The sequence below is a fragment of the Rhizobium sp. 01T444 genome (assembly GCF_056398305.1).
Genome location: NZ_JBFTPD010000016.1, coordinates 135,912 through 161,815, shown reverse-complemented (window position 1 = coordinate 161,815; position 25,904 = coordinate 135,912). Strand labels below are relative to the sequence as shown.

At 60.2% G+C, this 25,904-nt stretch carries 26 protein-coding genes, 1 tRNA gene and 1 pseudogene; 17 read left to right on the top strand and 11 right to left on the bottom strand.

Going from position 1 to position 25,904, the window contains the following annotated elements:
• Positions 1-1,097, top strand: a 1,097-nt coding sequence (locus AC1DTN_RS21645) for a sodium/proton-translocating pyrophosphatase (RefSeq protein ID WP_477922510.1), incomplete at its 5' end; no start/stop codon positions are given.
• A 72-nt stretch (positions 1,098-1,169) separates the two neighbouring features.
• Here the strand turns inward: AC1DTN_RS21645 and AC1DTN_RS21640 are convergent.
• Positions 1,170-1,703: an outer membrane protein assembly factor BamE gene (locus AC1DTN_RS21640; protein ID WP_310382907.1), complete on the bottom strand. Its 534-nt coding sequence runs from the start codon at positions 1,701-1,703 to the stop codon at positions 1,170-1,172.
• Positions 1,704-1,891: 188 nt separating this feature from the next.
• Between AC1DTN_RS21640 and AC1DTN_RS21635 the strand changes: the two are divergent.
• The 6 genes and pseudogenes from AC1DTN_RS21635 (at position 1,892) to AC1DTN_RS21610 (ending at position 6,326) form a co-directional block, all read left to right on the top strand.
• A pseudogene (locus AC1DTN_RS21635) lies at positions 1,892-2,483 on the top strand (ubiquinol-cytochrome C chaperone family protein).
• Positions 2,484-2,494: 11 nt separating this feature from the next.
• On the top strand, positions 2,495-3,049 hold the full coding sequence (locus AC1DTN_RS21630; RefSeq protein ID WP_439014565.1) for a YceD family protein: 555 nt from the start codon (positions 2,495-2,497) through the stop codon (positions 3,047-3,049).
• 101 nt (positions 3,050-3,150) lie between these two features.
• On the top strand, positions 3,151-4,197 hold the full coding sequence (gene plsX / locus AC1DTN_RS21625) for a phosphate acyltransferase PlsX (RefSeq protein ID WP_007819967.1): 1,047 nt from the start codon (positions 3,151-3,153) through the stop codon (positions 4,195-4,197).
• Between the two features lie 19 nt (positions 4,198-4,216).
• Positions 4,217-5,188 carry a beta-ketoacyl-ACP synthase III gene (locus AC1DTN_RS21620; RefSeq protein WP_439014566.1) on the top strand — a complete coding sequence of 324 codons (972 nt, stop codon included), beginning with the start codon at positions 4,217-4,219 and terminating at the stop codon, positions 5,186-5,188.
• Between the two features lie 106 nt (positions 5,189-5,294).
• Complete coding sequence (locus tag AC1DTN_RS21615; protein WP_007819963.1) at positions 5,295-5,633, top strand: integration host factor subunit alpha; 339 nt, start codon at positions 5,295-5,297, stop codon at positions 5,631-5,633.
• Positions 5,634-5,783: 150 nt separating this feature from the next.
• Positions 5,784-6,326, top strand: a complete 543-nt coding sequence (locus tag AC1DTN_RS21610; RefSeq protein WP_113324265.1) for a MerR family transcriptional regulator — start codon at positions 5,784-5,786, stop codon at positions 6,324-6,326.
• A 98-nt stretch (positions 6,327-6,424) separates the two neighbouring features.
• On the opposite strand, the gene AC1DTN_RS21605 is transcribed toward AC1DTN_RS21610, so the two are convergent.
• The gene (locus AC1DTN_RS21605) at positions 6,425-6,766 is read right to left on the bottom strand and encodes a response regulator (RefSeq protein ID WP_310382910.1); all 342 of its coding nucleotides are present in this window, start codon (positions 6,764-6,766) and stop codon (positions 6,425-6,427) included.
• Between the two features lie 190 nt (positions 6,767-6,956).
• On the opposite strand from AC1DTN_RS21605, the gene AC1DTN_RS21600 reads away from it, so the two are divergent.
• Entirely contained in the window at positions 6,957-8,594 is a 1,638-nt protein-coding gene (locus AC1DTN_RS21600) for a response regulator (RefSeq protein WP_439014567.1), read from the top strand.
• A gap of 34 nt (positions 8,595-8,628) precedes the next feature.
• Here AC1DTN_RS21600 and AC1DTN_RS21595 read toward each other — a convergent pair whose 3' ends face one another.
• Complete coding sequence (locus tag AC1DTN_RS21595) at positions 8,629-8,949, bottom strand: DUF1236 domain-containing protein (RefSeq protein WP_439014568.1); 321 nt, start codon at positions 8,947-8,949, stop codon at positions 8,629-8,631.
• Positions 8,950-9,284: 335 nt separating this feature from the next.
• Here AC1DTN_RS21595 and bcsN point away from each other — a divergent pair, with 335 nt between their 5' ends.
• From bcsN to AC1DTN_RS21565, 6 genes are all read left to right on the top strand, one after another.
• The gene (gene bcsN, locus AC1DTN_RS21590) at positions 9,285-10,268 is read left to right on the top strand and encodes a cellulose biosynthesis protein BcsN (RefSeq protein WP_439014569.1); all 984 of its coding nucleotides are present in this window, start codon (positions 9,285-9,287) and stop codon (positions 10,266-10,268) included.
• 55 nt (positions 10,269-10,323) lie between these two features.
• The gene (gene bcsA / locus AC1DTN_RS21585; RefSeq protein ID WP_439014570.1) at positions 10,324-12,522 is read left to right on the top strand and encodes a UDP-forming cellulose synthase catalytic subunit; all 2,199 of its coding nucleotides are present in this window, start codon (positions 10,324-10,326) and stop codon (positions 12,520-12,522) included.
• Complete coding sequence (locus AC1DTN_RS21580) at positions 12,519-15,032, top strand: cellulose biosynthesis cyclic di-GMP-binding regulatory protein BcsB (RefSeq protein ID WP_477922509.1); 2,514 nt, start codon at positions 12,519-12,521, stop codon at positions 15,030-15,032. The genes bcsA and AC1DTN_RS21580 overlap by 4 nt, the downstream gene beginning before the upstream one ends.
• Positions 15,029-16,075 (top strand): family 8 glycosyl hydrolase, encoded by a 1,047-nt coding sequence (locus tag AC1DTN_RS21575; RefSeq protein ID WP_439014572.1) that lies wholly within the window; start codon positions 15,029-15,031, stop codon positions 16,073-16,075. Before AC1DTN_RS21580 ends, AC1DTN_RS21575 begins: the two co-directional genes overlap by 4 nt.
• Entirely contained in the window at positions 16,072-18,507 is a 2,436-nt protein-coding gene (locus AC1DTN_RS21570; protein ID WP_439014573.1) for a cellulose synthase, read from the top strand. The genes AC1DTN_RS21575 and AC1DTN_RS21570 overlap by 4 nt, the downstream gene beginning before the upstream one ends.
• A gap of 174 nt (positions 18,508-18,681) precedes the next feature.
• On the top strand, positions 18,682-19,350 hold the full coding sequence (locus tag AC1DTN_RS21565) for an HAD family hydrolase (RefSeq protein ID WP_405049716.1): 669 nt from the start codon (positions 18,682-18,684) through the stop codon (positions 19,348-19,350).
• Between the two features lie 137 nt (positions 19,351-19,487).
• Here AC1DTN_RS21565 and AC1DTN_RS21560 read toward each other — a convergent pair whose 3' ends face one another.
• Together AC1DTN_RS21560 and AC1DTN_RS21555 are read right to left on the bottom strand one after the other, a co-directional pair.
• The gene (locus tag AC1DTN_RS21560; RefSeq protein ID WP_439014574.1) at positions 19,488-20,120 is read right to left on the bottom strand and encodes an outer membrane protein; all 633 of its coding nucleotides are present in this window, start codon (positions 20,118-20,120) and stop codon (positions 19,488-19,490) included.
• Between the two features lie 206 nt (positions 20,121-20,326).
• Positions 20,327-20,638: a hypothetical protein gene (locus AC1DTN_RS21555; protein WP_439014575.1), complete on the bottom strand. Its 312-nt coding sequence runs from the start codon at positions 20,636-20,638 to the stop codon at positions 20,327-20,329.
• A gap of 46 nt (positions 20,639-20,684) precedes the next feature.
• Between AC1DTN_RS21555 and AC1DTN_RS21550 the strand changes: the two genes are divergently transcribed.
• Positions 20,685-20,927: a hypothetical protein gene (locus tag AC1DTN_RS21550; RefSeq protein WP_439014576.1), complete on the top strand. Its 243-nt coding sequence runs from the start codon at positions 20,685-20,687 to the stop codon at positions 20,925-20,927.
• Positions 20,928-20,989: 62 nt separating this feature from the next.
• On the opposite strand, the gene AC1DTN_RS21545 is transcribed toward AC1DTN_RS21550, so the two are convergent.
• Positions 20,990-21,066 (bottom strand) — tRNA-Pro (locus tag AC1DTN_RS21545).
• A gap of 524 nt (positions 21,067-21,590) precedes the next feature.
• Between AC1DTN_RS21545 and AC1DTN_RS21540 the strand changes: the two genes are divergently transcribed.
• On the top strand, positions 21,591-21,812 hold the full coding sequence (locus tag AC1DTN_RS21540) for a hypothetical protein (RefSeq protein ID WP_439014643.1): 222 nt from the start codon (positions 21,591-21,593) through the stop codon (positions 21,810-21,812).
• A gap of 27 nt (positions 21,813-21,839) precedes the next feature.
• Here AC1DTN_RS21540 and AC1DTN_RS21535 read toward each other — a convergent pair whose 3' ends face one another.
• Entirely contained in the window at positions 21,840-22,073 is a 234-nt protein-coding gene (locus AC1DTN_RS21535) for a DUF982 domain-containing protein (protein WP_439014644.1), read from the bottom strand.
• 187 nt (positions 22,074-22,260) lie between these two features.
• Here AC1DTN_RS21535 and AC1DTN_RS21530 point away from each other — a divergent pair, with 187 nt between their 5' ends.
• Entirely contained in the window at positions 22,261-22,473 is a 213-nt protein-coding gene (locus AC1DTN_RS21530; protein WP_037096147.1) for a hypothetical protein, read from the top strand.
• A 48-nt stretch (positions 22,474-22,521) separates the two neighbouring features.
• On the opposite strand, the gene AC1DTN_RS21525 is transcribed toward AC1DTN_RS21530, so the two are convergent.
• The 4 genes from AC1DTN_RS21525 to AC1DTN_RS21510 form a co-directional block, all read right to left on the bottom strand.
• Positions 22,522-22,671 carry a hypothetical protein gene (locus tag AC1DTN_RS21525; protein ID WP_310382923.1) on the bottom strand — a complete coding sequence of 50 codons (150 nt, stop codon included), beginning with the start codon at positions 22,669-22,671 and terminating at the stop codon, positions 22,522-22,524.
• A 62-nt stretch (positions 22,672-22,733) separates the two neighbouring features.
• Complete coding sequence (locus AC1DTN_RS21520; RefSeq protein ID WP_113325260.1) at positions 22,734-23,027, bottom strand: helix-turn-helix domain-containing protein; 294 nt, start codon at positions 23,025-23,027, stop codon at positions 22,734-22,736.
• The gene (locus AC1DTN_RS21515; RefSeq protein ID WP_439014645.1) at positions 23,024-24,298 is read right to left on the bottom strand and encodes an O-antigen ligase family protein; all 1,275 of its coding nucleotides are present in this window, start codon (positions 24,296-24,298) and stop codon (positions 23,024-23,026) included. The genes AC1DTN_RS21520 and AC1DTN_RS21515 overlap by 4 nt, the downstream gene beginning before the upstream one ends.
• On the bottom strand, positions 24,295-25,857 hold the full coding sequence (locus AC1DTN_RS21510; protein WP_439014646.1) for an undecaprenyl-phosphate glucose phosphotransferase: 1,563 nt from the start codon (positions 25,855-25,857) through the stop codon (positions 24,295-24,297). Before AC1DTN_RS21510 ends, AC1DTN_RS21515 begins: the two co-directional genes overlap by 4 nt.
• Between the last annotated feature and the right edge of the window lie 47 nt (positions 25,858-25,904).

Genomic DNA, 25,904 nt, shown 5'->3' with positions numbered 1-25,904 from the left:
TCGTCGTCATCACCGAATATTATACCGGCACCGGCAAGCGCCCGGTCGTTTCGATCGCCCAGGCATCGGTCACCGGCCACGGCACCAACGTCATCCAGGGCCTTGCGGTATCCTTGGAATCGACGGCACTTCCGGCAATCGTCATCGTCGGCGGCATTCTTGCCACCTATCAGCTCGGCGGTTTGTTCGGTACCGGTATTGCGGTCACAGCCATGCTTGGTATCGCCGGCATGATCGTAGCACTCGACGCTTTCGGACCGGTAACGGACAATGCCGGCGGCATCGCCGAAATGGCCCATCTACCACCAGAGGTACGCAAGTCCACTGATGCGCTTGATGCTGTCGGCAATACGACAAAGGCTGTTACGAAGGGCTACGCCATCGGTTCTGCTGGTCTCGGTGCGTTGGTTCTCTTCGCGGCCTATTCCTATGACCTCAAATATTTTGCGGCGAATGGCGACAAGTTTCCTTATTTTGCCGGCATCGGCGAAATTTCCTTCGATCTTTCCAACCCCTATGTGGTGGCGGGATTGATCTTCGGAGGTCTCATTCCCTACCTCTTCGGCGGGATCGCAATGACTGCCGTCGGCCGTGCGGCTGGTGCGATCGTCGAAGAAGTGCGACGGCAGTTCAAGGAAAAGCCCGGCATCATGCAGGGTACGGAAAAGCCGGATTACGGCAAGGCCGTCGATCTTCTGACCAAGGCCGCGATCCGAGAAATGATTATCCCGTCGCTGCTGCCGGTGCTGGCACCTATCGTCGTCTATTTCGGCGTGCTCATCATCTCCGGCTCCAAGGCGTCGGCCTTTGCAGCACTTGGCGCATCGCTGCTCGGCGTCATCATCAACGGTCTCTTCGTCGCGATCTCGATGACCTCGGGTGGCGGCGCATGGGACAATGCCAAGAAGAGCTTCGAAGACGGCTTCGTCGACAAGGACGGCGTGCGCCATATGAAGGGCTCGGAGGCTCACAAGGCATCGGTGACGGGTGATACCGTCGGCGATCCCTACAAGGATACGGCCGGTCCCGCCGTCAACCCGGCGATCAAGATCACCAACATCGTGGCGTTGCTGCTGCTGGCGATTCTTGCGCATTAAGACGCGCTAGCCAACAGAACAAAAACCCGCCGGATCGTTCCGGCGGGTTTTCTGTATGGGAAACAGCTTGCTTTAGCGCAGGCTGGACGGGTTCTGCGGTGTGCCGCCGGCACCGCCACCGAAGAGGCTCTTGGCTGCATTGGCCGCGCTGCCGCCGGACAGCATCTGCTGCAGGAAGGTGAGTTCGCGCCCGCCCGTCGGCGTAACGCGGGCAATCGTGTCGAATACCTTGCCGTCCTGCAGGGTGTAGTTGGCGCGGCGGGTCACGACGCCGTCCTTGTCGAAATAGATGGCGAGAATGCTCTGCTCGGTGACGCGCAGCTTCTGGTAGGCCATCGAGCGTTGGCGGCGCTGCGAGATGTAATAGAAGACTTCGCCGTCGAAGGTTGCTGTCGTGGACGGTGTACCGAGCGACAGCAGCACCTGCTCGCGGCTGGAACCCTCAGGCACCAGCGCCAGCGACTGCTGGTCGACGATATAGCCGCCGTTCAGCACGGTGCTCGTCTGGCAGCCTGAAAGGGCGGTGGTGGAGGCGATTATGATGGCTATGGCCGCATTGCTGAAGAATTTCATGTCTGACTTGAAATACCGTTTCTTCAACGACATCTACTCCCTTGAGTATCGATAGCAGCCATTCCAAATACTGCGTGCTTCCTCCTGCAAAACCATTGTGGCCATTCCGGGGTCGAACTCTCCCGATCCGCCTCGTTGTGCACCGGAGCGCACCTGTCCCGAAACCGGCCACGAACAGCATTGCAATTCGCGCCTGCTTCGGTAAACCAGCTTTCGAAATCATGCAACAAGGCCCGGTGCCGCTCGGCGCCAAGAATGCGGCATTTCCGGAAAAAACAAATGATCTTCGGGCTCTTCGGTAAGAGAAACAGCAACCAGACCATCGTCGAGCGGCAATATGCGGCTCTTACGGCCGCTGCCCGCATGCCGGAGCTCTATGAGCGCCTTGACGTGCCCGATACCGTCATGGGCCGCTTCGAGATGCTGTCGATCGCCATGATCCTGTTTTTCCGCCGCACCCGCACCTCCGGGACGAGCGGCCAGGAGATCGCCCAGGAAATCGTCGATGCCTTCTTTCAGGATATCGACTATTCGATTCGCGAACTCGGCATCGGCGACAACAGCGTGCCGAAGCGCATGAAGAAGCTCGCGGGCATGTTCTATGGCCGGCTGGAAGCCTATTCGAAGGCTATGGATGCCGGTGATGCCGCCGCTCTTTCCGCAGCGCTTCAGCGCAATATTTATCCCGAAACCGCCGGGGCCGCCGACATGAGCGGCCTCGCGCAATGGATGATGGCGGCGGAAGCCCACTTGTCGGCCATTCCCGAAGAGGCGATCGCCACCGGTTCGGCGACGATTCCCGAGGTCGCCTGAGGAGTAGAATCATGAAGAAAGATCCGAGCGAGATTTCCTTTTCCTATCCGGTCAAGGTCGGACACATCTCCGCCAATCCGGTCGAGGTCCGCGTGAGCGCCGACAAGGATGAGCTGAAGGCGCTGGCCGAAAGCTGGAACGTCGTGTCGGTGGACAATCTCCGTGCCGAACTGCAGATCAACAGATGGAAGCGCGACGGTATCCGCGTCAAGGGACGCGTGCAGGCGAAGATCGTCCAATCCTGTATCGTCACCCTCGAGCCCGTCGAATCCGAGATCGACGAGACCTTCGAGCAGATCTTCGTGCCTGAAAATTCCAAGCTCGCCCGCCATCCGGCTAATGATACCGGTGAAATGGTGCTGGATCCCGATGGCCCGGACCTGCCGGAAATCTTTACCGGCGATACGATCGATGCCGGTGAGGTCGTCGCAGAATTCGCAGCACTTGCCATCGATCCTTATCCGCGCAAGGAAGGCGTGGAGTTCGCGGCCCATATCGAGGATACGGGGGAAAATGACCGGAAGCCCTCTGCATTCGCCGCGCTCAAGGACTGGAAAAAGGACTGAAGCATCTCCGGCATTTGCCACAATTCAGTTGTAAGCGACGCCAAAACCGGTATTTTGGCCGAAATTTCGTCCTTGAGGCGAAAGAGAAGGATCAGGGACGCGTGATCAGAATATCTCTCGACCTCATGGGTGGCGACTTTGGTCCCCAGGTTGTCATCCCCGGTGCTGCCAAGGCGCTGGACAGGCACCCGGATATTTCCTTCGTCTTTTACGGCATCAAGGAACAGTGCGACCCGGTTCTGGCGAAGTTTCCCAAGCTCAGGGAAAAGTCGACCTTTCATGATTGCGAACTTGCCGTCAGCATGGAAGAGAAGCCGAGCCAGGCGCTGCGCCGCGGCCGCTATGTCTCCACCATGTGGCGCACGATCGAAGCGGTGAAGTCGGGCGAGGCCGATGTCGCCGTTTCCGCCGGCAACACCGGCGCGCTCATGGCGATGGCCAAGTTTTGTCTGCGCACGATGGCCAATATCGAACGCCCGGCGATCGCCGCCATCTGGCCGACGATGAAGGGCGAAAGCATCGTGCTCGATGTCGGCGCCACGATCGGCGCCGATTCGCAGCAGCTCATGGATTTCGCTCTCATGGGTGGCGCCATGGCGCGAGCCCTGTTCGAGGTGGAGCGTCCGACCGTTGGCCTGCTGAATGTCGGCGTCGAGGAAATCAAGGGCCAGGAAGAGGTCAAGGAAGCCGGGCGCCTGCTGCGCGAGGCCAATCTTGATTCGCTCGAATATTCCGGCTTCGTCGAGGGCGACGATCTCGGCAAGGGTACGGTCGACGTCGTGGTGGTGGAAGGCTTTTCCGGCAATATCGCGCTGAAGGCGGCCGAAGGCACGGCCCGGCAGATCGGCGCCTATCTGCGCGCCGCCATGTCGCGCACGCTGCTTGCCCGCATCGGCTATCTCTTTGCCAAGAGCGCCTTCGACATGCTGCGTGAGAAGCTTGATCCGAGCAAGGTCAACGGCGGCGTGTTTCTTGGCTTGAACGGCATCGTCATCAAGAGCCATGGTGGAGCGAATGCCGAAGGCATAGCCGCGGCCATCGAAGTCGGTTATGACATGGCCAAGAATGGCCTGACCCAGAAAATAGAAAACGATCTCAAAAAATATCATGCCAAGCGGCTGCCCCCGATGGGGCCGGAAGCCGCGTGAGCGACGGGGTTCAAGCAATATGATCCGATCAGTGGTTCGTGGCTTCGGAGCTGCACTTCCGAAACGCGTGATGACCAACCGCGAAATGGAAGGTGTCGTCGATACGTCGGACGAATGGATCGTCCAGCGTACCGGCATCCGGCAGCGTTACATTGCCGGCGATGACGAAACGACGGCGTCGCTCGGCGAGGCTGCAGCGCGTGCCGCGCTCGCAAATGGCGGGCTGACGCCTGATGATATCGATATGATCATCTGTGCCACCTCGACGCCCGACAACACCTTCCCGGCGACATCTGTCAACATCCAGAATCGTCTTGGTATGGCGCATGGCTTCGCCTTCGACGTTCAGGCCGTCTGCACGGGTTTCGTCTATGCGGTAACGACGGCTGACTCCTATATCCGTGGCGGTCTTGCCAAGCGCGTGCTCGTCATCGGCGCTGAGACCTTCTCCCGCATCCTCGACTGGAATGACCGCACCACTTGCGTGCTTTTCGGCGACGGCGCCGGCGCGATCGTGCTGGAAGCAGCCGAAGGCGAGGGGACGACGGCAGACCGCGGCGTGCTGACCGCACATCTGCGCTCCGACGGCTCGCACAAAGAAAAACTCTATGTCGACGGCGGTCCGTCCTCGACGGGTACGGTCGGCAAGCTGCGCATGGAAGGCCGCGAGGTCTTCAAATATGCCGTGGGCATGATTACCGACGTCATCCAGGCCGCTTTCGATTCGACCGGAACGACTTCAGATGATCTCGACTGGCTGGTCCCCCACCAGGCCAATCGCCGCATCATCGACGGTTCGGCCAAGAAGCTGAACATTGCCCCGGAAAAGGTTGTCATTACCGTCGATCTGCACGGTAATACGTCTGCTGCCTCCATTCCGCTGGCACTTGCGACGGCTGCCGGCGACGGACGCATCAAGAAGGGCGACCTCGTGATGCTGGAAGCCATGGGCGGCGGCTTCACCTGGGGTGCGGTTTTGCTGCGCTGGTAGGCGCAAATCCTAAAAAACTGGCGGCGAACAAGAGCTTGACCGTGAGGCACAAGACAAATAATCTTCGTCCACTTTCACAAAATATTTTCTATTGGGCGGGGAAACCATGACCGGAAAGACAGTGACGCGAGCAGACCTGGCGGAATCCGTTTTTCGGAAGGTCGGTCTCTCCCGGACGGAATCTGCTGAGCTGGTTGAAACGGTGATCGACGAAATCTGCAACGCCATCGTGCGCGGCGAAACCGTCAAACTTTCCTCCTTTGCAACCTTCCAGGTGCGCGACAAGAACGAGCGTATCGGCCGCAACCCGAAGACCGGCGAGGAAGTTCCGATTTCTCCCCGCCGCGTCATGACCTTCAAGGCCTCGAATGTGCTCAAGACGCGCATTCTCAAATCCCATGTTGCCCGCAAGGGCAAAACCAAGCCGCAAAATCCGGCTGCCTGATCATCTTTTTCTCCGCTGAACGGAAAAGTTTTTTGCCGCGTAGCTCCTCTGGCTGTGCGCAACGCGAAGACGTGACTTGAATTCGCGGCTCCAAACCGTTGAAATATGATGAGTCGCCGTTTGGATCGATCCGCGAGGTCGCGTAGCAGTATGACGTTGGACAAGAGCCCGGATGCCTTTCGCACCATCAGCGAAGTTGCTGATGATCTCGACCTGCCGCAGCATGTGCTGCGCTTTTGGGAAACCCGCTTTCCGCAGATAAAGCCGATGAAGCGTGGCGGTGGCCGGCGTTATTACCGGCCGGAGGATGTCGATCTTTTGAAAGGCATCCGCCATCTGCTCTATGATCACGGTTATACGATCAAGGGCGTGCAGAAGCTCCTGAAGACCAACGGCAACAAGTTTGTCGTCGCGGTCGGTCACGGCGATCTTGCAAGCGTCGAAGCGCTCTCGGGCAACTTGAACGATACCGTCGCAGGCGAACCGCGCGTCGCCATGGCGGAAGAGGACCAGATCGTCGGCCGCGCCAAGCCGCCGATCACGCGCCGCTTCTTCAATTTCGTCAGCGGCGAGGATGATCAGCCGGAAATTTCGGTCGGCAAGTCGAGTGTCGGCAAGGAGGATCGTGCGCTTCTCCAGGAAGCGCTTTACGATCTCCTGGAATGCAAGCGCTTGCTCGATCAGGTGCGCTAAAACACATCGCGCAAAAGTGCGCGGCGATTTTGCGATAGCGATTTGTGTGAGACAAGAACCTAAAGCGCGGCAGCGAACCTGAAAGATCGCGATTCGCTTTAGGCCTGCATGCCCTTGAGCGCTTTTTCGAGATCGGCGAGCTGGAACGGTTTTCGCAGGATAGGCTGGCTTGAATTGCTGCCTTCGGGCGCGCTGCCATATCCCGTTGCAAAGACATAGGGCTTGCCGAGCGCCTCGAGCAGCTTTGCGACCGGCAGCGAACTCTTTCCGGCCAATGATACATCGAGGATAGCCGCGTCGAATTCCTTGTTCTGGGCTGCATCGAGCGCCTGCTCCAGATCCGGAACGTTCGCACTGACGCGGTAGCCGAGATCCTCGAGCATCTCCTCAAGGAGCATGGCGATCAGCGCATCGTCTTCGACGATGAATATGTCTTTCATGGTTTTTTCACCCTCTACCCTTGCGTAGACCATGCCAGGCCCTTTGCTGGGTATCAGGGCTTATCTGTCCCGAGCCGGCTGCTCGTCAAGGCTGGATCGCCGTAGTGCGAGAAACGACATATTGCCCGGCCGGATTCGATATGCAAAAGCTGGAGAGCCGTTTTCGCAACGGAAGGGATGAGGCTGGGAAATGGATTTGTTGAGCGCCACGGACTGGCTGCGTCATAGGCCGGGTTTGACCTATCCGCTCGCTGTCGCCGCCGTTGCATTCACCTTCCTGCTGCGCGTTGCTGCCGGCGATTATCTCTCCGGCTTTCCCTTTCTGAGCTTCTTGCCCGCCGTCTTGATCGCAAGCTTCATCGGCGGTGCCGGGCCAGGGGCGGTCGCCGCCATTCTGTCAGGTTTCGTCGTCCAGCAGTTCTTCGTCGAGCCGCACGATATCTTTTGGCCCGTTACCTTCGGCCAGTGGATCGGCCTGTCGACCTTCGTCGTCAATGCATTCATCATCGTCGGACTGATGCAGGCGATCGTCGTCTCGCACGGCCGGCAGGCGCGCCTGCGTAGAGAACTCAACGATTTTAACAGGAAACTGGAAGAGACGGTTGCGCAACGCACCGGCGAACTGAAACGAGAGATGGCGGAACATGCCGCCGCCCAGGCGCAGGTACGCCAGTTGCAGAAGATGGAAACCATCGGCCAGCTGACCGGCGGCGTCGCTCACGACTTCAACAACATGCTGGCGATCATCGTCGGTAGCCTCGATCTTGCCCAGAGGCGGCTGAACGGTAAGGAGGATCCACGCCTCCTGAACTCGATCCAGAGTGCAAGGGACGGGGCGCAGCGCGCGGCGGTGCTGACCGCGCGCCTGCTCGCCTTTTCACGTCAGCAGCCGCTGGCGCCGGAAATCATAGATGCAAACAAGCTGGTCGGCGGCATGTCGGACCTGCTGCGCCGGATGCTGGGTGAGCAGATCAGGATCGAAGCTGTTCTGGCCGGTGGCCTCTGGCCGACCTTCGCCGATTTGAGCCAGCTTGAAAATGCCATCCTCAACCTCTCGGTCAATGCGCGCGATGCCATGCCCGATGGCGGGCATCTGACCATCGAGACGGCCAATACGGAACTGGACGACCGTTATGCGCGCATGCACCAGGAGGTGGAGGCCGGCCAATACGTGATGATCAGTATCACCGATACCGGCATCGGCATGTCGCCCGAGGTTCTGGAACGCGCCTTCGATCCTTTCTATACCACGAAAGGTCCCGGCAAGGGCACGGGCCTCGGCCTCAGCCAGGTCTATGGCTACGTCAAGCAGAGCAGGGGACACATCAAGATCTATTCCGAGATCGATCGTGGCACGACGGTAAAGATCTATCTCCCGCGCCATGTCGGTTCGGGCGACGTACGTTTTTCGGTGCCGTCGATGACACCGATCCCGCAGGGGAGCATCGAGGATACCATTCTCGTGGTGGAGGATGACGAGAGTGTGCGGGAAATGACAGCCGAAAGCCTGCGGGAACTCGGCTATAGCGTGCTGCAAGCCGCAGGCGGTCCCGAGGCGCTGGACGTTCTGCAGAACGAACGCGTTGATCTCATCTTCACCGATATCGTCATGCCGCAGATGAACGGCCGCCAGCTTGCCGATGCCGTCATGGAGAAGTGGCCGGAAATCCGGATACTCTACACGACCGGCTACACCCGCAATGCCATTGTTCACAATGGTGTGCTGGACCACGGCGTCTCACTGCTTGCCAAGCCCTTCAGCCTGGAACAGCTCGCCCACAAGGTCCGCGAAGTGCTGAACAGCAAGCCTCCTGCGGAACAGGCGTGAGGCCCGGGAAGAGCCTCATTGCCGTGCCGCAAGCCTATTCCAGAACCTGAATGACGCGGTGTGTCTGCGGCTCGACGATCACGCGGCGCTCGTTGATGACGGTATAACCATAGCCGTCCACGTTGGGAACGGTATGGATTTCCACTGTGTTGGGAAGCGTCGTGCCGACGGCGATGTCGCCGTCATAGACGACGGAGGGGACGCTCTGTTCCATCACATAGGTGCGTACTTCCCCCGGGAGCACGACGGTCGAACCGGTGGGCGCCGGATCGGTTATGATGACGCTGCTCTGCGCGAAGGCGGTGGAGCTTACGGTCAGCATGAGGGCGGCCGCGGCCAGCATGGTCTTGCGCATGGATATTCTCCTTTTCGTACCCAGCCATTGGGAAAACGCCAGCCATGTTTCATGGTTCCGCCGGCGAAGCAGCGAGAAGTGCAGAACCCGGCAAGGTTGAGAGCCTCCGGACCATCCTTTGCCAGACGGCGTTCATTTCCTCTCGTGTGGCTGTGCCCGCAAAGGTGGAGCGTCTGCCAACTTTACCCGGTACAACTGTGGTCGAGATGTTGACCATTTGTTAACCATAAGCATCGTTTATTCCTAATGAACGACATAGGGGTTGTTGATTCGGAAATTCGTCGCGCTTTGTCCCTTCAGACAGAGATTAAAAATACGATAGCAACGGCCAGGACATGCATTTTCCTAAGACGATATCGGTGGTGGCCGTTGCTGCCATGATAGCCGGCTGCACGTCGACGGGTGGAGTGCGTCAGCCTGCCGGGCCTGAGACAGTAGAGCCGGAAAAGGCGCTTGTGCTGCCGCCCCCCGGTGGTCCGTCGATCGTCAGCGTCGTAGAACAAAAGCGCGGAAACGGTGTGGAGCAGACGATATCGCTCTTCACGTCCTCATCTGTTCAGGGCCAGAATTTCCTGAAAGCTCAATTCCTTGGCGGGTCAGGCACCAATTCCGGGGCCGGCAGCGCCTCCTACAGGATGATCCGGGAAGGGGATATCGCCCGCGAGCTGGCGCGCTCGGTTCCCGGCGTTCCAATGGCGACATCAGCGACCTTCCTGCAGAACAGCTACGGTCCCTTCGGTTATGCCTCGGGCAGCAGCCGCGCTGGCGATACCTGCATTTATGCCTGGCAGCAGATCCGCTCCAGCCGGTCCGCGCACACGCAGGCGCGCAACTTCGGCATGATCCAGATCCGCCTGCGCCTTTGCGATGCCCGCGCTACCGAGCGCCAGCTTCTCGGTATAGTCTACGGCTACACCGTCACCGGCACTTTCGACGGCGATATCTGGAATCCCTATGGCGCTCCGCCACCGGCCAATCCGGCGCTCGGCCAGACCGGCGCGCCAATCTATCCCGATGAAGGCGGCTATCGTCCGACCACGATGCCGATCGGTTACGAGCCCGCTCCGGCCGCGGTCCGCCAGTCGCGGACCGTATCCGTACGCCGCGTGCAGGTGCAGCCGACACCCGTCGCGCCGGTCCTGCAGCCGCCTGTCGGCCCTCGCGTGCCGTTGCCGAATGACGACACGCAGACGAATGCGATAGAGCCGCCGGTAGAGGCGCCGGCGCCGATCCAACAAACGGCAAGGCCGATCGGTGTGACCGTGCCTTCGCCTGATTGCATAGGCGATGCGGCCATGACAGCCGCCTGCCGGAAATAGCAAATATGCCCAATGCGCCGACGCGCAGCGGTTGAGCCATTTCGAAGGAACGTTCATGCGTAAAGCTGGCAGTGTTGTCATATGGGCCTTGGTGTCGCTTTGTGTGATCGCCCTGATCACGCTGCCCGTCAATCTGCAGACCCAACTCATCGCCAGCATCACCGTCGTCACGGTCATGGCGCTCATCAAGGTGCTGAAGGGTGAGGGCACATGGCGTCTCGTGGCGCTCGCCTTCGGTACGGCCATCGTCCTGCGCTATGTCTATTGGCGCACGACCAATACGCTGCCGCCGGTCAACCAGCTCGCAAACTTCATTCCCGGGCTGCTGCTCTATCTTGCTGAAATGTATAGCGTGATGATGCTGGCGCTGTCGCTCTTCATTGTCGCGACCCCGCTGCCGCCGCGCCCCTCGCGCGCCGGCAAGCTCGAGCGCTTTCCCCATGTCGATGTCTTCGTGCCGTCCTACAACGAAGATGCCGGCCTGCTTGCCAATACGCTCGCCGCCGCCAAGGCGATGGATTATCCGGCCGACAAGCTGCATGTGTGGCTGCTGGACGATGGCGGCACGTTGCAGAAGCGCAATTCCGGCAAGCTGATCGAAGCGCAGGCCGCCGCAGCCCGCCACGCCGAGCTCAAGCAGCTCTGCATCGATCTCGATGTCAATTACCTGACGCGCGACCGCAACGAGCACGCCAAGGCCGGCAACCTCAATAACGGCATGCAGCATTCGAGCGGCGAGCTGATTGCCGTTTTCGACGCCGACCATGCGCCGGCGCGCGATTTCCTTCTGGAGACCGTCGGTTATTTCGACGATGACCCGAAGCTCTTCCTCGTCCAGACGCCGCACTTCTTCATCAATCCTGACCCGCTGGAGCGCAACCTGCGCACCTTCGAAAAGATGCCGAGCGAGAACGAAATGTTCTACGGCATCATCCAGCGCGGCCTCGACAAGTGGAACGCCGCCTTCTTCTGCGGTTCGGCAGCGGTGCTGAGCCGCCGCGCGCTGCAATCCACCAACGGTTTCAGCGGTGTCAGCATCACCGAGGATTGCGAGACCGCGCTTGCCCTTCACGGTGCGGGCTGGAACAGCATCTATCTCGACAAGCCGCTGATCGCCGGGCTGCAGCCGGCCACCTTCGCAAGCTTCATCGGCCAGCGCAGCCGCTGGGCGCAGGGCATGATGCAGATCCTGCGCTTTCGCTTTCCGCTGCTCAAGCGCGGCCTCACCCTGCCGCAGCGCTTCTGCTATATGTCCTCGTCGCTGTTCTGGCTGTTCCCGTTCCCGCGCACGATCTTCCTCTTCGCGCCGCTCTTCTATCTCTTCTTCGATCTGGAAATCTTCACGGCTTCCGGCGGCGAGTTCCTAGCCTATACGCTCGCCTACATGATCGTGAACCTGATGATGCAGAACTATCTCTACGGATCGTTCCGCTGGCCATGGATTTCCGAACTCTATGAATATGTGCAGACGGTGCACCTGTTGCCGGCTGTCGTCTCGGTCATGCTCAATCCGCGCAAGCCGACCTTCAAGGTCACAGCGAAGGACGAATCCATTGCCGTCAGCCGCCTGTCGGAAATCAGCAGGCCCTTCTTCGTCATCTTCGCGGTGCAGATCATCGCTGTGGCGATCACCATCTACAAGATCTACGCCGAACCCTATAAGGCGGATGTCACCCTCGTCGTTGGCGGCTGGAACATCATCAACCTCATCCTTGCCGGCTGCGCGCTCGGCGTCGTCTCCGAGCGCGGGGAGAGGGCGTCCTCCCGTCGCGTGCGCGTCAACCGGCGCTGCGAATTCGGCGTCGGCGACCAGTGGTACACGGCCTCCATCGAGGATGTCTCCGTCCACGGCGCGCGCCTGCACATCTTCAGCAAGCATTTCGATGCAGTGCAGGTCGGCGCCCTCGGCGAAATCCGCTTCCGTCCCTATAGCGGCGCCGATCTCGAAACCTTGCCGCTCATCGTCCGCAACATCGAACCCTCGGGCGATATCACCAATGTCGGCTGCCAGTATCAGCCGAAGAGCGCGCTGGATCACCGCCTGATCGCCGACCTGATCTTCGCCAATTCCGATCAGTGGACGCAGTTCCAGGCTTCTCGCCGCCGTAATCCCGGCCTCATCAGGGGCACCGTCTGGTTCCTCGGCCTCTCGCTCTACCAGACGAGCCGTGGCCTGGTGTATTTCTTCCGCAGCATGCGGCCGGAGCGCGAAGCGCATCGACAGCAGCAGGCGGCAAAGGTGAACGCCGGATGAGAAAGCTCTTCGCCGCTTCCCTTTTTCTGGTCGGCACGTCGGTTCTCGCTTATGCGCAGATCAGCCCTTTCGACATGTCTGGCGAGCGTCCGGCAGGTGCGCCGCCAGTCGCTCCGCGCCTGAGACTGCCCACCCAGCCCGCGCCGGCTCCTGTTCCCGTCGTGCCGCAGACGGTTGCCCCGCAGCCGGTGCCGCCTCCCGCACCGGCGCAGACGCAGGCGCCCGCGCCGGCCGCGCCGCCGATCAGCGCCATCCCCGCGGCACCCGCACCGGCGTCGGCAACGCCTTCCGCCCCGGCGCAGGCCCAGCCGCAGCCGGCCACGCCGCCTGCCGTCCGTGCTGTCGCGTCTGCTCCGCAATCCGGTGATTTCAGGCGCTATATCGTGCCCTTCTCCGAACTCGCCCTCAGTGGTGAATACGACCGCAGGTCATGGTCGATCTATCTGACAACGGAGCAGGCGGCGGCGAAAGCGCGGTTCACGTTCACCTATCAGAACGCCATCGTCGTCGCTCCCGAAGTGTCGCAGCTGACCGTGTTCATCAACAATCGTGCCATCGGCCAGCAGCAGGTCGGTTCACCCGACAGCCCATCGGCGGTCAGCTTCGAGGTTCCTCAGGGCCTGCTGCAACCCGGCGCCAACCTCATCACCTTCGAAGCCAATCAGCGTCACCGCACGGATTGCAGCATCGACTCCACCTATGAACTCTGGTCGAACATTGATCCGGCCGGCACCTATCTGAGCTTTGCCGGCAGCGATGCCGGCCAGCTTTCCGGCACGGATGCAATCCGCGCTATCGGCGTCGATGGCACCGGCAAGACGCAATTCGATCTGGTCGTTCCGGCAATGGAACAGCCCGGTACCACCAAGCCGCTCCTGCGTCTGGCGCAGGGCCTGTCGCTCCTGAGCGGCATGCCGAACCAGGTCTTTGCCTTCAGTACCGGCACGCTTCCTGCAGCTGGTCCCGGCAAGATGGGCGTGCTCGTTGGTACCACGGCCGAGCTGCGGCCGATCTTCCCCAGCCTTCCCCAGGGCGCTGAAAGCGCCCCACTTGCCGCCTTTGTCACTGATCCGCGCAGTGGTTCGCCCATCCTGCTGATCAGCGGTCCATCCTGGCAGGCGGTTTCGACAGCGATCGATACCATCGTGTCTCCGACCGACCGGGCCCCCGAAATACGCCGCGACGTGCTGACCACGCAGCGCTGGACGGCGCCCGACGCGCCGCTTCTCTTTGCCGATACGCGCATCCCGCTTTCGCAGCTCGGCATACGCACCGTCGACTTCTCCGGCCGCCGCTTCCGCACCGGCTTCAATGTCGCCGTGCCGGCCGATTTCTATGCCAATGCCTATGGCGAGGCGAAAATCCTGCTCGATGCCGCCTATTCCAGCAAAGTGCTCCCCGGCAGCCATATCGACGTCTATGTAAACGGCAACATCGCCTCCACCGTGCCGATCGCCACGACCAACGGCGGTATTTTCCGCCAGCTTCCGATCCGCGTGACCATGCGGCACTTCAAGCCTGGCCTGAATTCGATCGCCATCGAGGCAGTTCTGATGACTGAGGACGATGCGGCCTGCGTCCCCGGTGCGACGGCCTCGCAGGCGCCGCGCTTTGCACTGTTTGACACGTCCGAATTTCATATGCCGGATTTCGCCCGCGTCGGGCAGCGTCCGAACCTCGCGGCCATGGCCGGCACATCCTACCCTTATGGGCGCAATCCCGATCCGACGCCGCTGTTCATCGACCGTACCGATGCCGACACGCTATCGGCCGCGGCGACCCTGCTTGGTCAGCTCGCCATCATGGCCGGTCACCCGATCGCAATCGAACCCGTCGCCTCTCCGGGCGTGGTCGGTGACCGCAACGCCATTTTCATCGGCTCGATTTCGCAGATGCCGGCAACAGCGCTCGCCCAGGTCAATGTCGCAACCGCCAGCCAGGCTTCCTGGCGGCCGGTGACGGATTCACAGCCGACGGAAATCGATAATCGCGAGGCGCTGGAGCAATGGCGCTCGCGCATCACCGGCGGCGCACTACAGGGCCGCATAGAGGCGTTCCGCGAATGGCTGCGCCGCAACTTCGACATCACTGCCAGCTCGCTGCAGTTCGTCCCAAATGCCGAACAGGTATTCACGCCGTCGAATGCTGCGACCTTGATGATCGCGCAAGGCAAGAGCCCGGATGGCGGCGGTGCCTGGACCGTCGTGACGTCGCCCTCGGCCAAAGACCTGCGCGAGGGGCTGAATGCGCTCACTACCCAGATGAACTGGCCGCAAATCGCAGGCCATATCACCACTTATTCCAGCCGCACTGGCAAGATCGAGAGCATTCCGGTCACGCGCTTCGATTTCGTGCCCACTGACGGCTTGTCGATCGCCAACTATCGCCTGATCGCCGCCAACTGGCTGTCGACGAATATTCTCTCCTATTCTTTCCTTTTGGTCGTGTTGTCGCTGCTGATCGGTCTGGCCACTTCCAGAATGCTCTCAAGGCTCGGCAGGTCGAAATGAAGACCTGGATCGCCACATTGCTCGCAGGCACGATGATGCTGGCGCTCGCCGGTGAGCCGGCCTCTGCCCAGCAGCCGCGGATCAGCAGCGAGGCATGGGCTGCCTATAAGGCGAAGTTCCTCGATCCGAGCGGCCGCATCGTCGATAACGGCAACGGCAATATCAGCCATAGCGAAGGGCAGGGCTATGGCCTGCTGCTCGCTTATCTCGCCGCAAGCCCGGCCGATTTCGAGCAGATCTGGTATTTCACCCGCACCGAACTGCTGCTGCGCAATGACGGCCTTGCCGTCTGGAAATGGGATCCGTCAGCCACGCCGCATGTGACCGACACCAACAATGCTTCCGACGGCGACATATTGATCGCCTATGCCCTTGCGCTGGCGGGCTCCGCCTGGAACCGAGCCGACTATATCACCGCGGCCACCCGCATAGCGCAGTCGACGCTGTCGGAAACCGTAGCCGATTTTGCCGGCCGCACCCTGCTGATGCCCGGTGCGGAAGGCTTCTCCGGCGCGGATCGCGACGATGGCCCCGTCATCAACCCATCCTACTGGGTCTATGAAGCGCTTCCCGTCATGGCAGCACTTGCACCGTCCAATCAGTGGCAGAAACTCGCGGATGATGGTCTCTCACTGCTCAAGGCCATGCAGTTCGGTCCGCGCAAGCTGCCCGCCGAATGGGTGAGCCTGAAGCGCCAGCCGCAGCCGGCAGAAGGTTTTGACATTGAATTCGGCTACAATGCGATCCGTATCCCGCTCTATCTGGCGCGAGGCGGCGTGACCGACAGGGCGTTGCTGACGCGTCTCAAAGAAGGCATGACCGCAAACGGTGTGCCCGCCACCATCGATCTTACTACCGGGCAGCCGAAGACCGAGCTTTCCGACCCTGGTTATGAAATTGTTAACCACGTTGTGGCCTGTGTATTAGACGGAACCAAACTACCTGCCGAAGCGCTGCAATTTGCGCCCGCCTATTATTATCCATCAACGCTTCAGCTTCTGGGGCTGGCCTATGTCGGGGAGAAGCATCCAGAGTGTCTGTGAAATCTTCTGTTGTGGCGATAACGGCAGCAGTCCTGGTGGCGACTCTCATCGCCGGGCTGAAGGACCGTGAAGCATTGCAGGAACGTTTCGGCTTTGGTGGCAGGACCCCCGAACTCATGATGATGGGGCGCATAAAGGGGCCGGATACTCCTTCCAATCAGCCGATCGACGTGCAGACCGTGGCGGAACGAATCCAGGCCGCGACACAGGATAATTCCGGCGATCAGCCCCAGAGCCCGGCGCAGACGGATCTGATCCAGACAAGCCAAGCCCAGACAAATCAGGCGCAGACAAATCAGCCCCAGCAGCCGGCTCCGGTTCCGGTCGTCCCGCAGACCACACCATCAGCGACTCCCGCCGGTGCCGCCACCACGCCGGCCAATCCGCCGCCAGCAGGCACGGCAGCAGGCCAGCAGCCGGTCGTTGACGTAAGTGCCCTTCGTTATTTCGCCAGCCGCGGCGACAAGCTTCGCCTTCAGGCGGAAATTTCCCGCCTTCAGGCGCTCTATCCGAATTGGGTGCCGCCCGCCGATCCGCTCGCCATTCCACAGAACGGCGACCGGCAACTCGAAAACATGTGGCGGCTTTATTCCGAGGGTCGTTATGCCGAGCTGCGCAAGGCGATCGCCGATCGCCAGGCCGCCGAAAGCTGGCAGCCGCCGGCCGACCTGCTCGACCGTCTCGATGTCGCCGAATCCCGAACCCGGCTCATCAATGCCTCCGATCTCAAGCAATATGCGACGGTCATCGATATCGCGGCCGAAACGCCGAGCCTGCTGACCTGTGCTGAGATCGATGTGCTCTGGCGCGTCGCCGAAGCATTCGTTGAGACGAACAGGCAGCAGCGCGGGCAGGATGCCTACACCTACATCCTGAAGAATTGCACCGAGCCGGCCGAACGCGTGGCGACGATCCAGAAGGCTGCCGCTCTTCTGCCATATGGTTCGATGCAGGCGCTGCTTTCTCTCGAAAAACCTGCAGATGCCAATGGTGTCAGAGAATTTGATAGCCTGCGCGATGATCTTGCCCGCCGCTTTGTTGCCGATGGCAACGACGATGCAAAGCTCGAAGTCGCTCCCGATTATATCTCTCGCGTCGAGAGGCTTGCCAAAGAGCAGGGGCTACCCTCGGACGCGTTGCTGCTTGGCTGGTATCAGCTTCGCCGCAACAACGAGGCGGATGCCGAAAAATGGTTCCGCATCGCCCATGAGAAGCAGGATTCCGCTGTTGCCTCGCAGGGCCTGGCGTTGGCGCTGATTGCCCGCAAGTCGCCGCAGGAAGCGGAGGACGTCATGTATAAATGGCGTGACGATTCCAAGGATGCGACCGCCACCTATCTTGCCGCGACCGCCAATCTGATGGCCCTGCAGCCGCCGGCCGATCTGAGCGAGGACGTGCTCGGTCGCATCGCCGCCACGATCATCGAGCAGAAATACGTGCCGACGGCTCAACAGTTCGGCTGGTATGCCCGTTCGTTGAACCAGTTCCAGACGGCCGCTCGCTGGTTCGAGACGGGACTGCGCTGGAAGCCGGATGACGAACCCTCAGCCTATGGCCTTGCCGTTACCCGGCAGCAGTTGAACGATCGTGCCGGAGTTGCCGAGATCCAGCGTCTCTGGGCCGGTCGTTCGCCCCGCATTGCCACGTTGAACGATACGTCTGCCGGCTCGCGAGCCAACGCTCCATTGCCGGCCCCCGGTTCTGCGATAGAGCCGCAGCCTCCAATTCAGCCCACAGCACCGCAAGTCCAGTCTGCGCCGACCGAACGCAGTGCAGCCTTCCAGCCAGAGCCTCGGCCCCCCGCGCAATTCCAATCCCAGCAGTCCCAAGTGCAGGCCCAGCCCGTTGCGCCGGCAAGGCCCGCCAGGGTCATGCAGACGGTTGCGGTCGAACGTGGTCCGCGCCAGCTTCGCGGATGCTCCACAACCATCGATCCCACCCGCCTCAATCCCGGCGATGCGCTGACACGCGGCTGGTGCCTGATGGACATCAACAGGCCTATGGAGGCGGTGAAGGCTTTCGAGGCGGCGCTTGCAAGTCCTGTGCGCAAGGAGCGTGAGGATGCCGCCTACGGCCAGAGCCTTGCCTATCTGCGCGCCGGCCTTTCCAACAGTGCCGCAGTCGCGGCCACCAAGGCGCCGCAGAACCGCGACCGCGCCTCCGAACTGCAGGTGGCGATCCTTGCCGATCGCGCGCTTGCCGCCTTCGAAGGCGGACGCTATCGCGAAGCGCTCATTTTTCTCGACCAGCGCGCCCAGTTGCAGCAGGAGCGCGTCGATCTCATGGTACTGCGTGGCTACAGCTACATGAATCTGAAGATGTATGGTGACGCCACGCGCGTTTTCGAGGCTGCGGCTGCCACTGGCAATCGCGATGCCACACGCGGCCTTGCGGATGTGAGGAGCATCACCCATCCGGAGGTCAACGACTAAAGCGCGTCGCGATCTTTCAGATTCGCGCGCCACGCTTTAGGTCTTTGTTTGACGCATGTCGTTATCGTAAAACCGCTGCACACTTTTGCGCGAGATGCTTTAGGTTGACGCCGCTCCTGTGCTCGGCTAGTCGCGGAAGGCCTGACGGCTTTCCGCTTCGCAAGGAACCCTCCTTTGTCCACTTCCCATCGCGTTCTCGACAAGACCTACGATGCCTTCCTGTTCGATATGGACGGCACCGTGCTGAACTCCATCGCCGTCGTCGAGCGCGTCTGGAGCGAGTGGGGGCTCCGCCATGGTTTCGAGCCTGAGGTTCTTCTGAAGACCATCCATGGTGTTCGTGCATCTGACTCCATTCGCCAACTCGGCCTTCCCGGTGTCGATCCGATTGCTGAGGCAAAGTTGCTTCTGAAAGAGGAGATGGAGGATTTCGAGGGCATCGTCGAGATTCCGGGCTCCATCCGCTTCCTGAATGCACTGCCCGCGGATCGCTGGGGGATCGTCACTTCGGCGCCGATCGAACTCGCCGTCCGCCGCATGGCGGCGGCAGGCATTCCCATGCCGAAAATGATCGTCAGCGGCGAGGAAGTCTCGTCAGGCAAGCCGAGCCCGGAATGCTATCTGCTCGGCGCGAGCCGCCTTGGCGTCGATCCCACCCGCTGCCTGGTATTCGAGGATGCGGTTGCAGGCATTCTCGCCGGCGAGGGTGCCGGAGCCGATGTCACTGTCATCACCGAAACCCATGCGACGCCCTTCGAGACACCGCATTTCACCATCGCCAACTATGCCGCATGGCAACCGCATGTGGCGGCGGATGGTAAGCTCGCGCTCTCAGCCGCTTAAAGCGTGTCGCGCAAAAGTGTGCAGCGGTTTTGCGATAGCGACATGCGAAAACAAGAACCTAAAGCGCGACAAGCGAATCTGAAAGATCGCGACGTGCTTTAGTCTGGCAGCCTGAATAGTCTTGAAGGCAGAGGGCTTCAGAATTTATAGCCCACGCCGATCATCACGACATGCTGGTCGATGTCGCCGTCGAGCCCGAGAAGATCGGCGCTGCCGTAATCATTGTAGCGATATTCCAGCCGGCCGAAGACGTTATTGGTGAAGGCGTAGTCGACGCCCGCGCCGATCGTCCAGCCTGATAGCGTATCCCTGTCGTTGCCGGCGGGGCCGTCGATATGGGCCTGCGCACCCGTCCAGCCTGCCGCGCCATAGATCAGAGCGCGATCGATCGCATAGCCGAGCCGGGCTCGGACGGAGCCGGCAGTTTCGAGGCCGACTTCAAACGGGCCGACATCGGCCTTGTCCCAGTTATAGGAAACGTCACCTTCGATACCGAAGACAAAATTGTTGTCGAGCTGCCAGTTATAGCCGACGAAGCCAGTGATCAGGCCACCATTCATGTCTTCGGAAAAGACGTCGAAATCGCCATTGGCCCAGGTTGGCCCGCCACCGACACCGACGTAGAAGCCCGTCCATGTGAAGACTGGCGCGATCTCGGCTGCCGGTGCGGCCGGCACCTCTTCGATGGCATCAGCCGCCATGGCCGAGCCGGCAACGAGGCCGGTGACGAGGAAGCTGGCGACTGCGGCCGATACGAGATGACGTTTCATGATTTCCCCCTGCCGGCAAGAGCCGGCCGAAAACTCGTTGAGATCCGACTGCCTCGGACAGAAACCGCATCGACGCATGGCACATCGCGGCTACGGGCAAGCGACCCGCAAAATCATGGTTTCCAACGCGGTTTTTGGGTAAAGGTTCCGGGAGGGGGTTACGGCCCGACTGGATGGTCAATCGGCAGAGCAGAAGCCGGCAAGGCTTAGAGCTTGATGCGATTGCCCTTGTTGTCGAGCATCTGCAGTACGTTGCCGTCCGTCTTGATTGAAATGCAGTCAGTCTGCTTGTTGGGGAAAAGAACGCAGATCTGACCGTCTGAAATTTTATAGCCGTTCTTATTGCCTGGACGGTATTCATAGCCGTTCGAGGCCTTCCGCAAGTCGCTGGCGCCTTTCAGCATCTGACGGATTTCGTTTTCCTTGGCGTTCCGGAACCGGACGTTTTCTGCCAATGCGATATGCGAGGAGGCCAGCGTCACGATCATGCCGATGAGAAGTGAGCGGCTTGGCAGCATGTGGTAAACTCCAGGCAATGGTCTGCGGGAAATTGAAGAGAGTGAAATGATCAGGATCGTTCTTGCCTTAGCTTTAGCAGTGGTTGCCGGTAATGCAATGGCTGTCGATCCGAGAAATCCGCGTGTCGACCGGCAAACCTACCAGGATTGCCGCCGCTTTCCCGAGCGTTGCGCCGGTGACGACCGCAACCGCAATCGTCGCGATTATTACCGCGACAACACCCGCCAGGGCTCGGGCCGGTACATCTACCGCGGCGAGCGCCGCATATGGACGGATGAATCGCGCTGAGGCCGCGCCGCGCGCCCTCACTCTTGCGAGATGCGGAAAGACTGAGATTTCAAGGGATTAAATGGTCGGGGCGACTGGACTCGAACCAGCGACCCCTTGACCCCCAGTCAAGTGCGCTACCGGGCTGCGCTACGCCCCGACCTGCCGAAACGGCTTGCTTCTGTTAGACTTTTCGGTTTTTGGACGCAAGGGAAAAATGCCGCCGTGATCATAAAACGGAACTTGTCCTGGGGAATGTTTTCTGAGGAGCTTGTGTCCTGCCTCGCTGGAGCCGTCCAGAGGCCACACAACTCGCCGCTGACTGTTGAAAAAAGTCCGCGCAAAGCGGCAAAAATCCTTGCATACGACGGAGCAGCATGGAAATCCTCCCGCCCATAAGCAACGCGACGACAAGCTGCGTCGACCTTTGCCGGAATAATATGAGGTTTAGGTTGTAATTTTTGATATACTAAATTTTCGGTAAACTATTTCTTTAATATTTCTGTCAAATATCCCCGCGTGGAGCGGGGGATTTATTTCATATCGGGACGAAATCTACCTATGATTGAAGTTGATCTACGCGATCGTCCCAATTTTGGATTATCTGAAAATTGAAATTTATTCGCAATTTTGTTGCTGAGGGTGTAGTGAAGAGAAATCGTAGAAAAGTGTAGTTTCGGGCTTATGACGATCGACAATAAGACACAGGATTGCCGGCAGAGCCTTACCGCTGCATTCAAGGCTCTCGCTGACGAAGCCGTGAAAGCCGGCTGGCCGGAAGGGGATGTTGCCCTTGCGCTCGCGGAGCTTGCCGAAGAGCATGTCGCCGAGGTTGGCGCCAAGGTGATTGTCGAAGGCTTCAGTCAGTATCAGTTTCATCAGGCGAGCGGCCGGCTGAAATTCTGAGCTGAATTCTGACCGGCCTATCAATCCTCATAGCAGCAGCCCAGCTGTCCTGGCAGCCATCGCGAAAGACACCTGTGCCGCGCGCGGGCTTCTCAGCCCGTCCGTTGCGTCGAGGCAGTGCTGGAGTGCTATGCGATATTCGCGGCCGCGCTTGGCCGGCCAGCGCTTGAGATATTCGACAGCTTCCCAGGCAGTTGAAACGATGAAGCTGCTGCTTGGAGATTTGACCCTCACGGGCGAGGGGAAGCGTTTTTCGCTCACGGCTCTCTCATTCCATATGAATTCCAAACGGCCCTGTAACGCGCGAGACAAGAGATTGTTCCCGACGATTTTGATTTGCGCAGTTGCTAAAGTTTTGGGCCACGCGCATAATAAGAACATGGCTGGCAGGGAGGGCGTCGGCTGCGCAGAACGATGCGTTATTGCCCTCTGAGGGAAATGCGGCGCGATGTTGAAATCGTCAGTTCATCCCCAGGATCTACCGCTCTTTTCGGAAGATATCGACCTGCTGTCGCAGGTTCTGAGCCAGATTTGCGATGACAGCGGCATCGCCCCCCGCACGCCGGAGGCCGACAGGATCGGCGCAGCCATCATTCAGCTTTACAAGCAAGGCGTGAAGGACAGCGGCAAGCTGACCATTCTCGCCAAGACCTATCTCTAAAGCTCCCCGATCCAGAGTGCTTTGCGCTGAGCAGAAAGGGCTCTAAGCTCAGTTCTGCTCGATCGAGACACCGTTCTTTCCGATGCTCATCTCGATGCCCTCAGGCTTGCTCTCCTCATGGAAGATGTAGGCGCCGAGGCCGACGACCACGACGACGAGCGCGCCGATGACAAGATAAAGACCGCTATTGCGATTCAAGATAGGCTACCCCCAACACATTGACAGGACAGGCCAAACGCCTGAGATGGCGCTTGGTTCCGTCAATCGTCGTTCGCAGCGTTGAGATTTTCCGGCCGGATGCCGTCATCGTTGGAGCTGCGGGCGCGCATGCGTATGCCGGGGCCGCCCTCATCCTGATTGCCGCTGGCGATGAAGATGATACCGTGGGCTTCCAGCGTGTTGCGCACGTCGATCGTGGCGCGCGTCTCGCCGGCCCATTCGCCATTTTCCAGCGCCTGGACTGTTTCGACGGAAAGTCCGGCATGAGCTGCGAGTTCCTCGATGCTCATGCCGATCATGGCGCGTGCGCCGCGTATCTGTGTCCCTGTAATCATGCCTGAAATCTAGCGCCTTTGCGGAACTTCTCAAGTGTTTGTGAGCGGGTCGAGCGCTTGTGGCGAACTTCCAGCGCCGCGCAGCCCCACACGATGCCGAACAGCAAGTAAACGTGGCGCCAGTGGTCGATATCGATGACGTTGCCGATCGCCGCATGGCCGAGAACGGAGATCCACGCGACCATAAGGAAAGGCTGCCATGGCCGGTCGAGCAGCATGTTGCGGAAGCCGAGATAGAGCGTCCAGCACAGCATGCCGACATAGCTGATGAAACCCAGCCAGCCGTAGGTGGTCAGCGACTTCAGCCAGATATTGTGCTCGTCTTCTGGAAACATGGTGCCGAAGACCAGCGGCCCGATGCCGAGCGGCCGTTCCATCATCATCTGGAAGCCGATGCGATGGCGGTCGAAGCGGCCGAGATGCTCACCGTCATATTGCTGCACGAGCTGGGCGCGGGCGGAGAAGAGCTCGCTGACCTTGGGAACCTGCAGCGCGACCAGCAGCGAGGCCACCATCAGGATGATCGCGCCTAGCGACAGGATCAGCACCCTGAGCCGGAAGGCGCCGCTGCGCTCCTTCAAGAGCATGATGAAGATCAGCACCACCACGGCAAAGGCGAAGAGACCCCAGGCGGCGCGTGAGAAAGAGAGGAAGATGCCTAGCGCCAGGATGAGCAGTGCTCCCGCCTTGATCGGTGACGTCTTGAGATTTCCGGCGAGAATGCCGTGCACGAGGTAAAGCGCCGGCGGCACGAGGAAGGGGCCGAAAACGTTCGGATCCTGGAAGGCGCCCTTGGCGCGGTCGTAAAGCGTGAAGACTTCCGAGCCGGGAAAGGCGTGGAAATAGCCAAGGATACCGAGCAGGGAGGTGATAACAGCCGCAAAGCTCCAGGCATTGAAGATCAGCGGCAGCCGCTTGTGGCTGTCCTCGATGATCGCGGCATAGAAGATGGAGGTCAGCGCCAGGAACGTCGAGACGGCGATATACATCGGGCCGGTCGCCAGATCCCGCATCTGGGTGAGCGACAGCATGCCGCCAATGTTGAAGGTCAGCAGCAGCGTCAGCAACGGCGCGGTGGTGCGGGATATCTTTAGGCCGAGTATGAACCACAGGCCGATCAGCCCTGCCATCCACAATTCATAAGGCGCGGGCTCGTCGATGACGAAGCCGGAAAGAAAAACCCCGAAAGCGACCGCCGCCGAACCGATGAGGCGGAGCGTCAGCCGTTGCGGCTGGGCCACGCGCGCAGGGGAGGCGTCGATCGCGCTCAATAGGCGTTTTCCGTGTTGAGCAGCCGGATCGGCGTCAGGAACAGGATCTTGAGGTCGAACCAGAGCGACCAGTTCTCGATGTAGTAAAGGTCGTAAGCCGTGCGGAACTTGATCTTCTCGTCATTGTCGACTTCGCCGCGCCAACCATTGATCTGCGCCCAGCCGGTAACGCCGGGCTTGACGCGGTGGCGGGCAAAATAGCCGTCGACGATATCGGCGAAAGCGCGGTCGTGCGCCTGGGCGAGCACGGCGTGCGGACGCGGGCCTACCAGCGAAAGCTCGCCTTTCAGCACGTTGAAGAGCTGTGGTAGCTCGTCGATCGAGGTCTTGCGGATGAAGCGGCCGACACGGGTGACGCGCGGATCGCCCTTGGTGACGGCGGCCTTCGCCGTCGGATCGCTCATGTTGGTGTACATGGAGCGGAATTTGAAAACATTGATGACTTCATTGTTGAAGCCATGGCGCTTCTGCTTGAAGAAAACAGGTCCTTCCGACGTCGCCTTCACGGCAATCGCCGTCGCGACCATGACGGGCCAGAGCAGGCAGAGTGCGATGATGGTGAAGAAGATGTCGAAAGCGCGTTTGGCAACGGAATCCCAGTCGCGGATCGGCTTCTTGAAGATGTCGAGCATCGGCACCGCGCCGACATGCGAATAGGCACGCGGGCGGAAACGCAGGCGATTGGCATGTGCGGCAAGGCGGATGTCGACTGGCAGCACCCAGAGCTTTTTCAAAAGTTCGAAGATGCGCGCTTCGGCAGAAAGCGGCAGTGCGATGATCAGCATATCGATGCGCGTCATCCGCACGAATTCGACGAGTTCGCTCACCGTGCCGAGCTTCGGATAGCCGGCGACCATGATCGGAGAGCGCTTCTCACCACGGTCGTCGAAGATGCCGCAGACACGGATGTCGTTATCCGCCTGCTGCTCCAGCATACGGATCAGTTCCTTGGCCGGCTCGCCGCCGCCGACGATGACGGCGCGGCGCTCCATGATACCGTTGCGCGCCCAGTTGCGCATGCCCTGTGCCACGAGGAAACGCTCGATAACCAGAAAGAGCGCTCCTGCAATAAACCAGATGCCGTAGGATTCCGCGGTTGCAGCGCTGAGACCGCGCAGAAGCGAGAAAGCGCCTGTTGTCAGCACGAAGATGATGGCGAATGCTGCGAAGGCACGCGGCAGATACCGGACGCGAGCTCTGAGAGCCGGAATGGAATAGGTATCGGCAAGCTGAAGCGCTACGACGGTCAACGCCGAAACGATTGCCGCCATGACGGCCCGCATCAGTATGCTGTCGCTGCCGTCGCCAGGCGCGAAATAGAAGGCGGCAAGGCCGATGACGAACTGTGTCAGGAATTCCAGCAGCCGCAACTGGCCGATGATGATCGTCGGCGAATAGGTTCCGTCTCGGAACTGTTCGGCGATCTGACGTGCATAGGGATTGATACCAGGCGTCTCGCCGGCAGCATGCCTGGAGGCGTCGTTGCGCGTCTCCGTATCGGAGACCTGCTTGCGCAGGGCTTCGACGTCGAACTGTCCGCTCTTTTCCAGCTTGTTCATGGGGCTTCATCGCTCGTTGATGTGAGCGGGATAACAGAAAGCCCCTA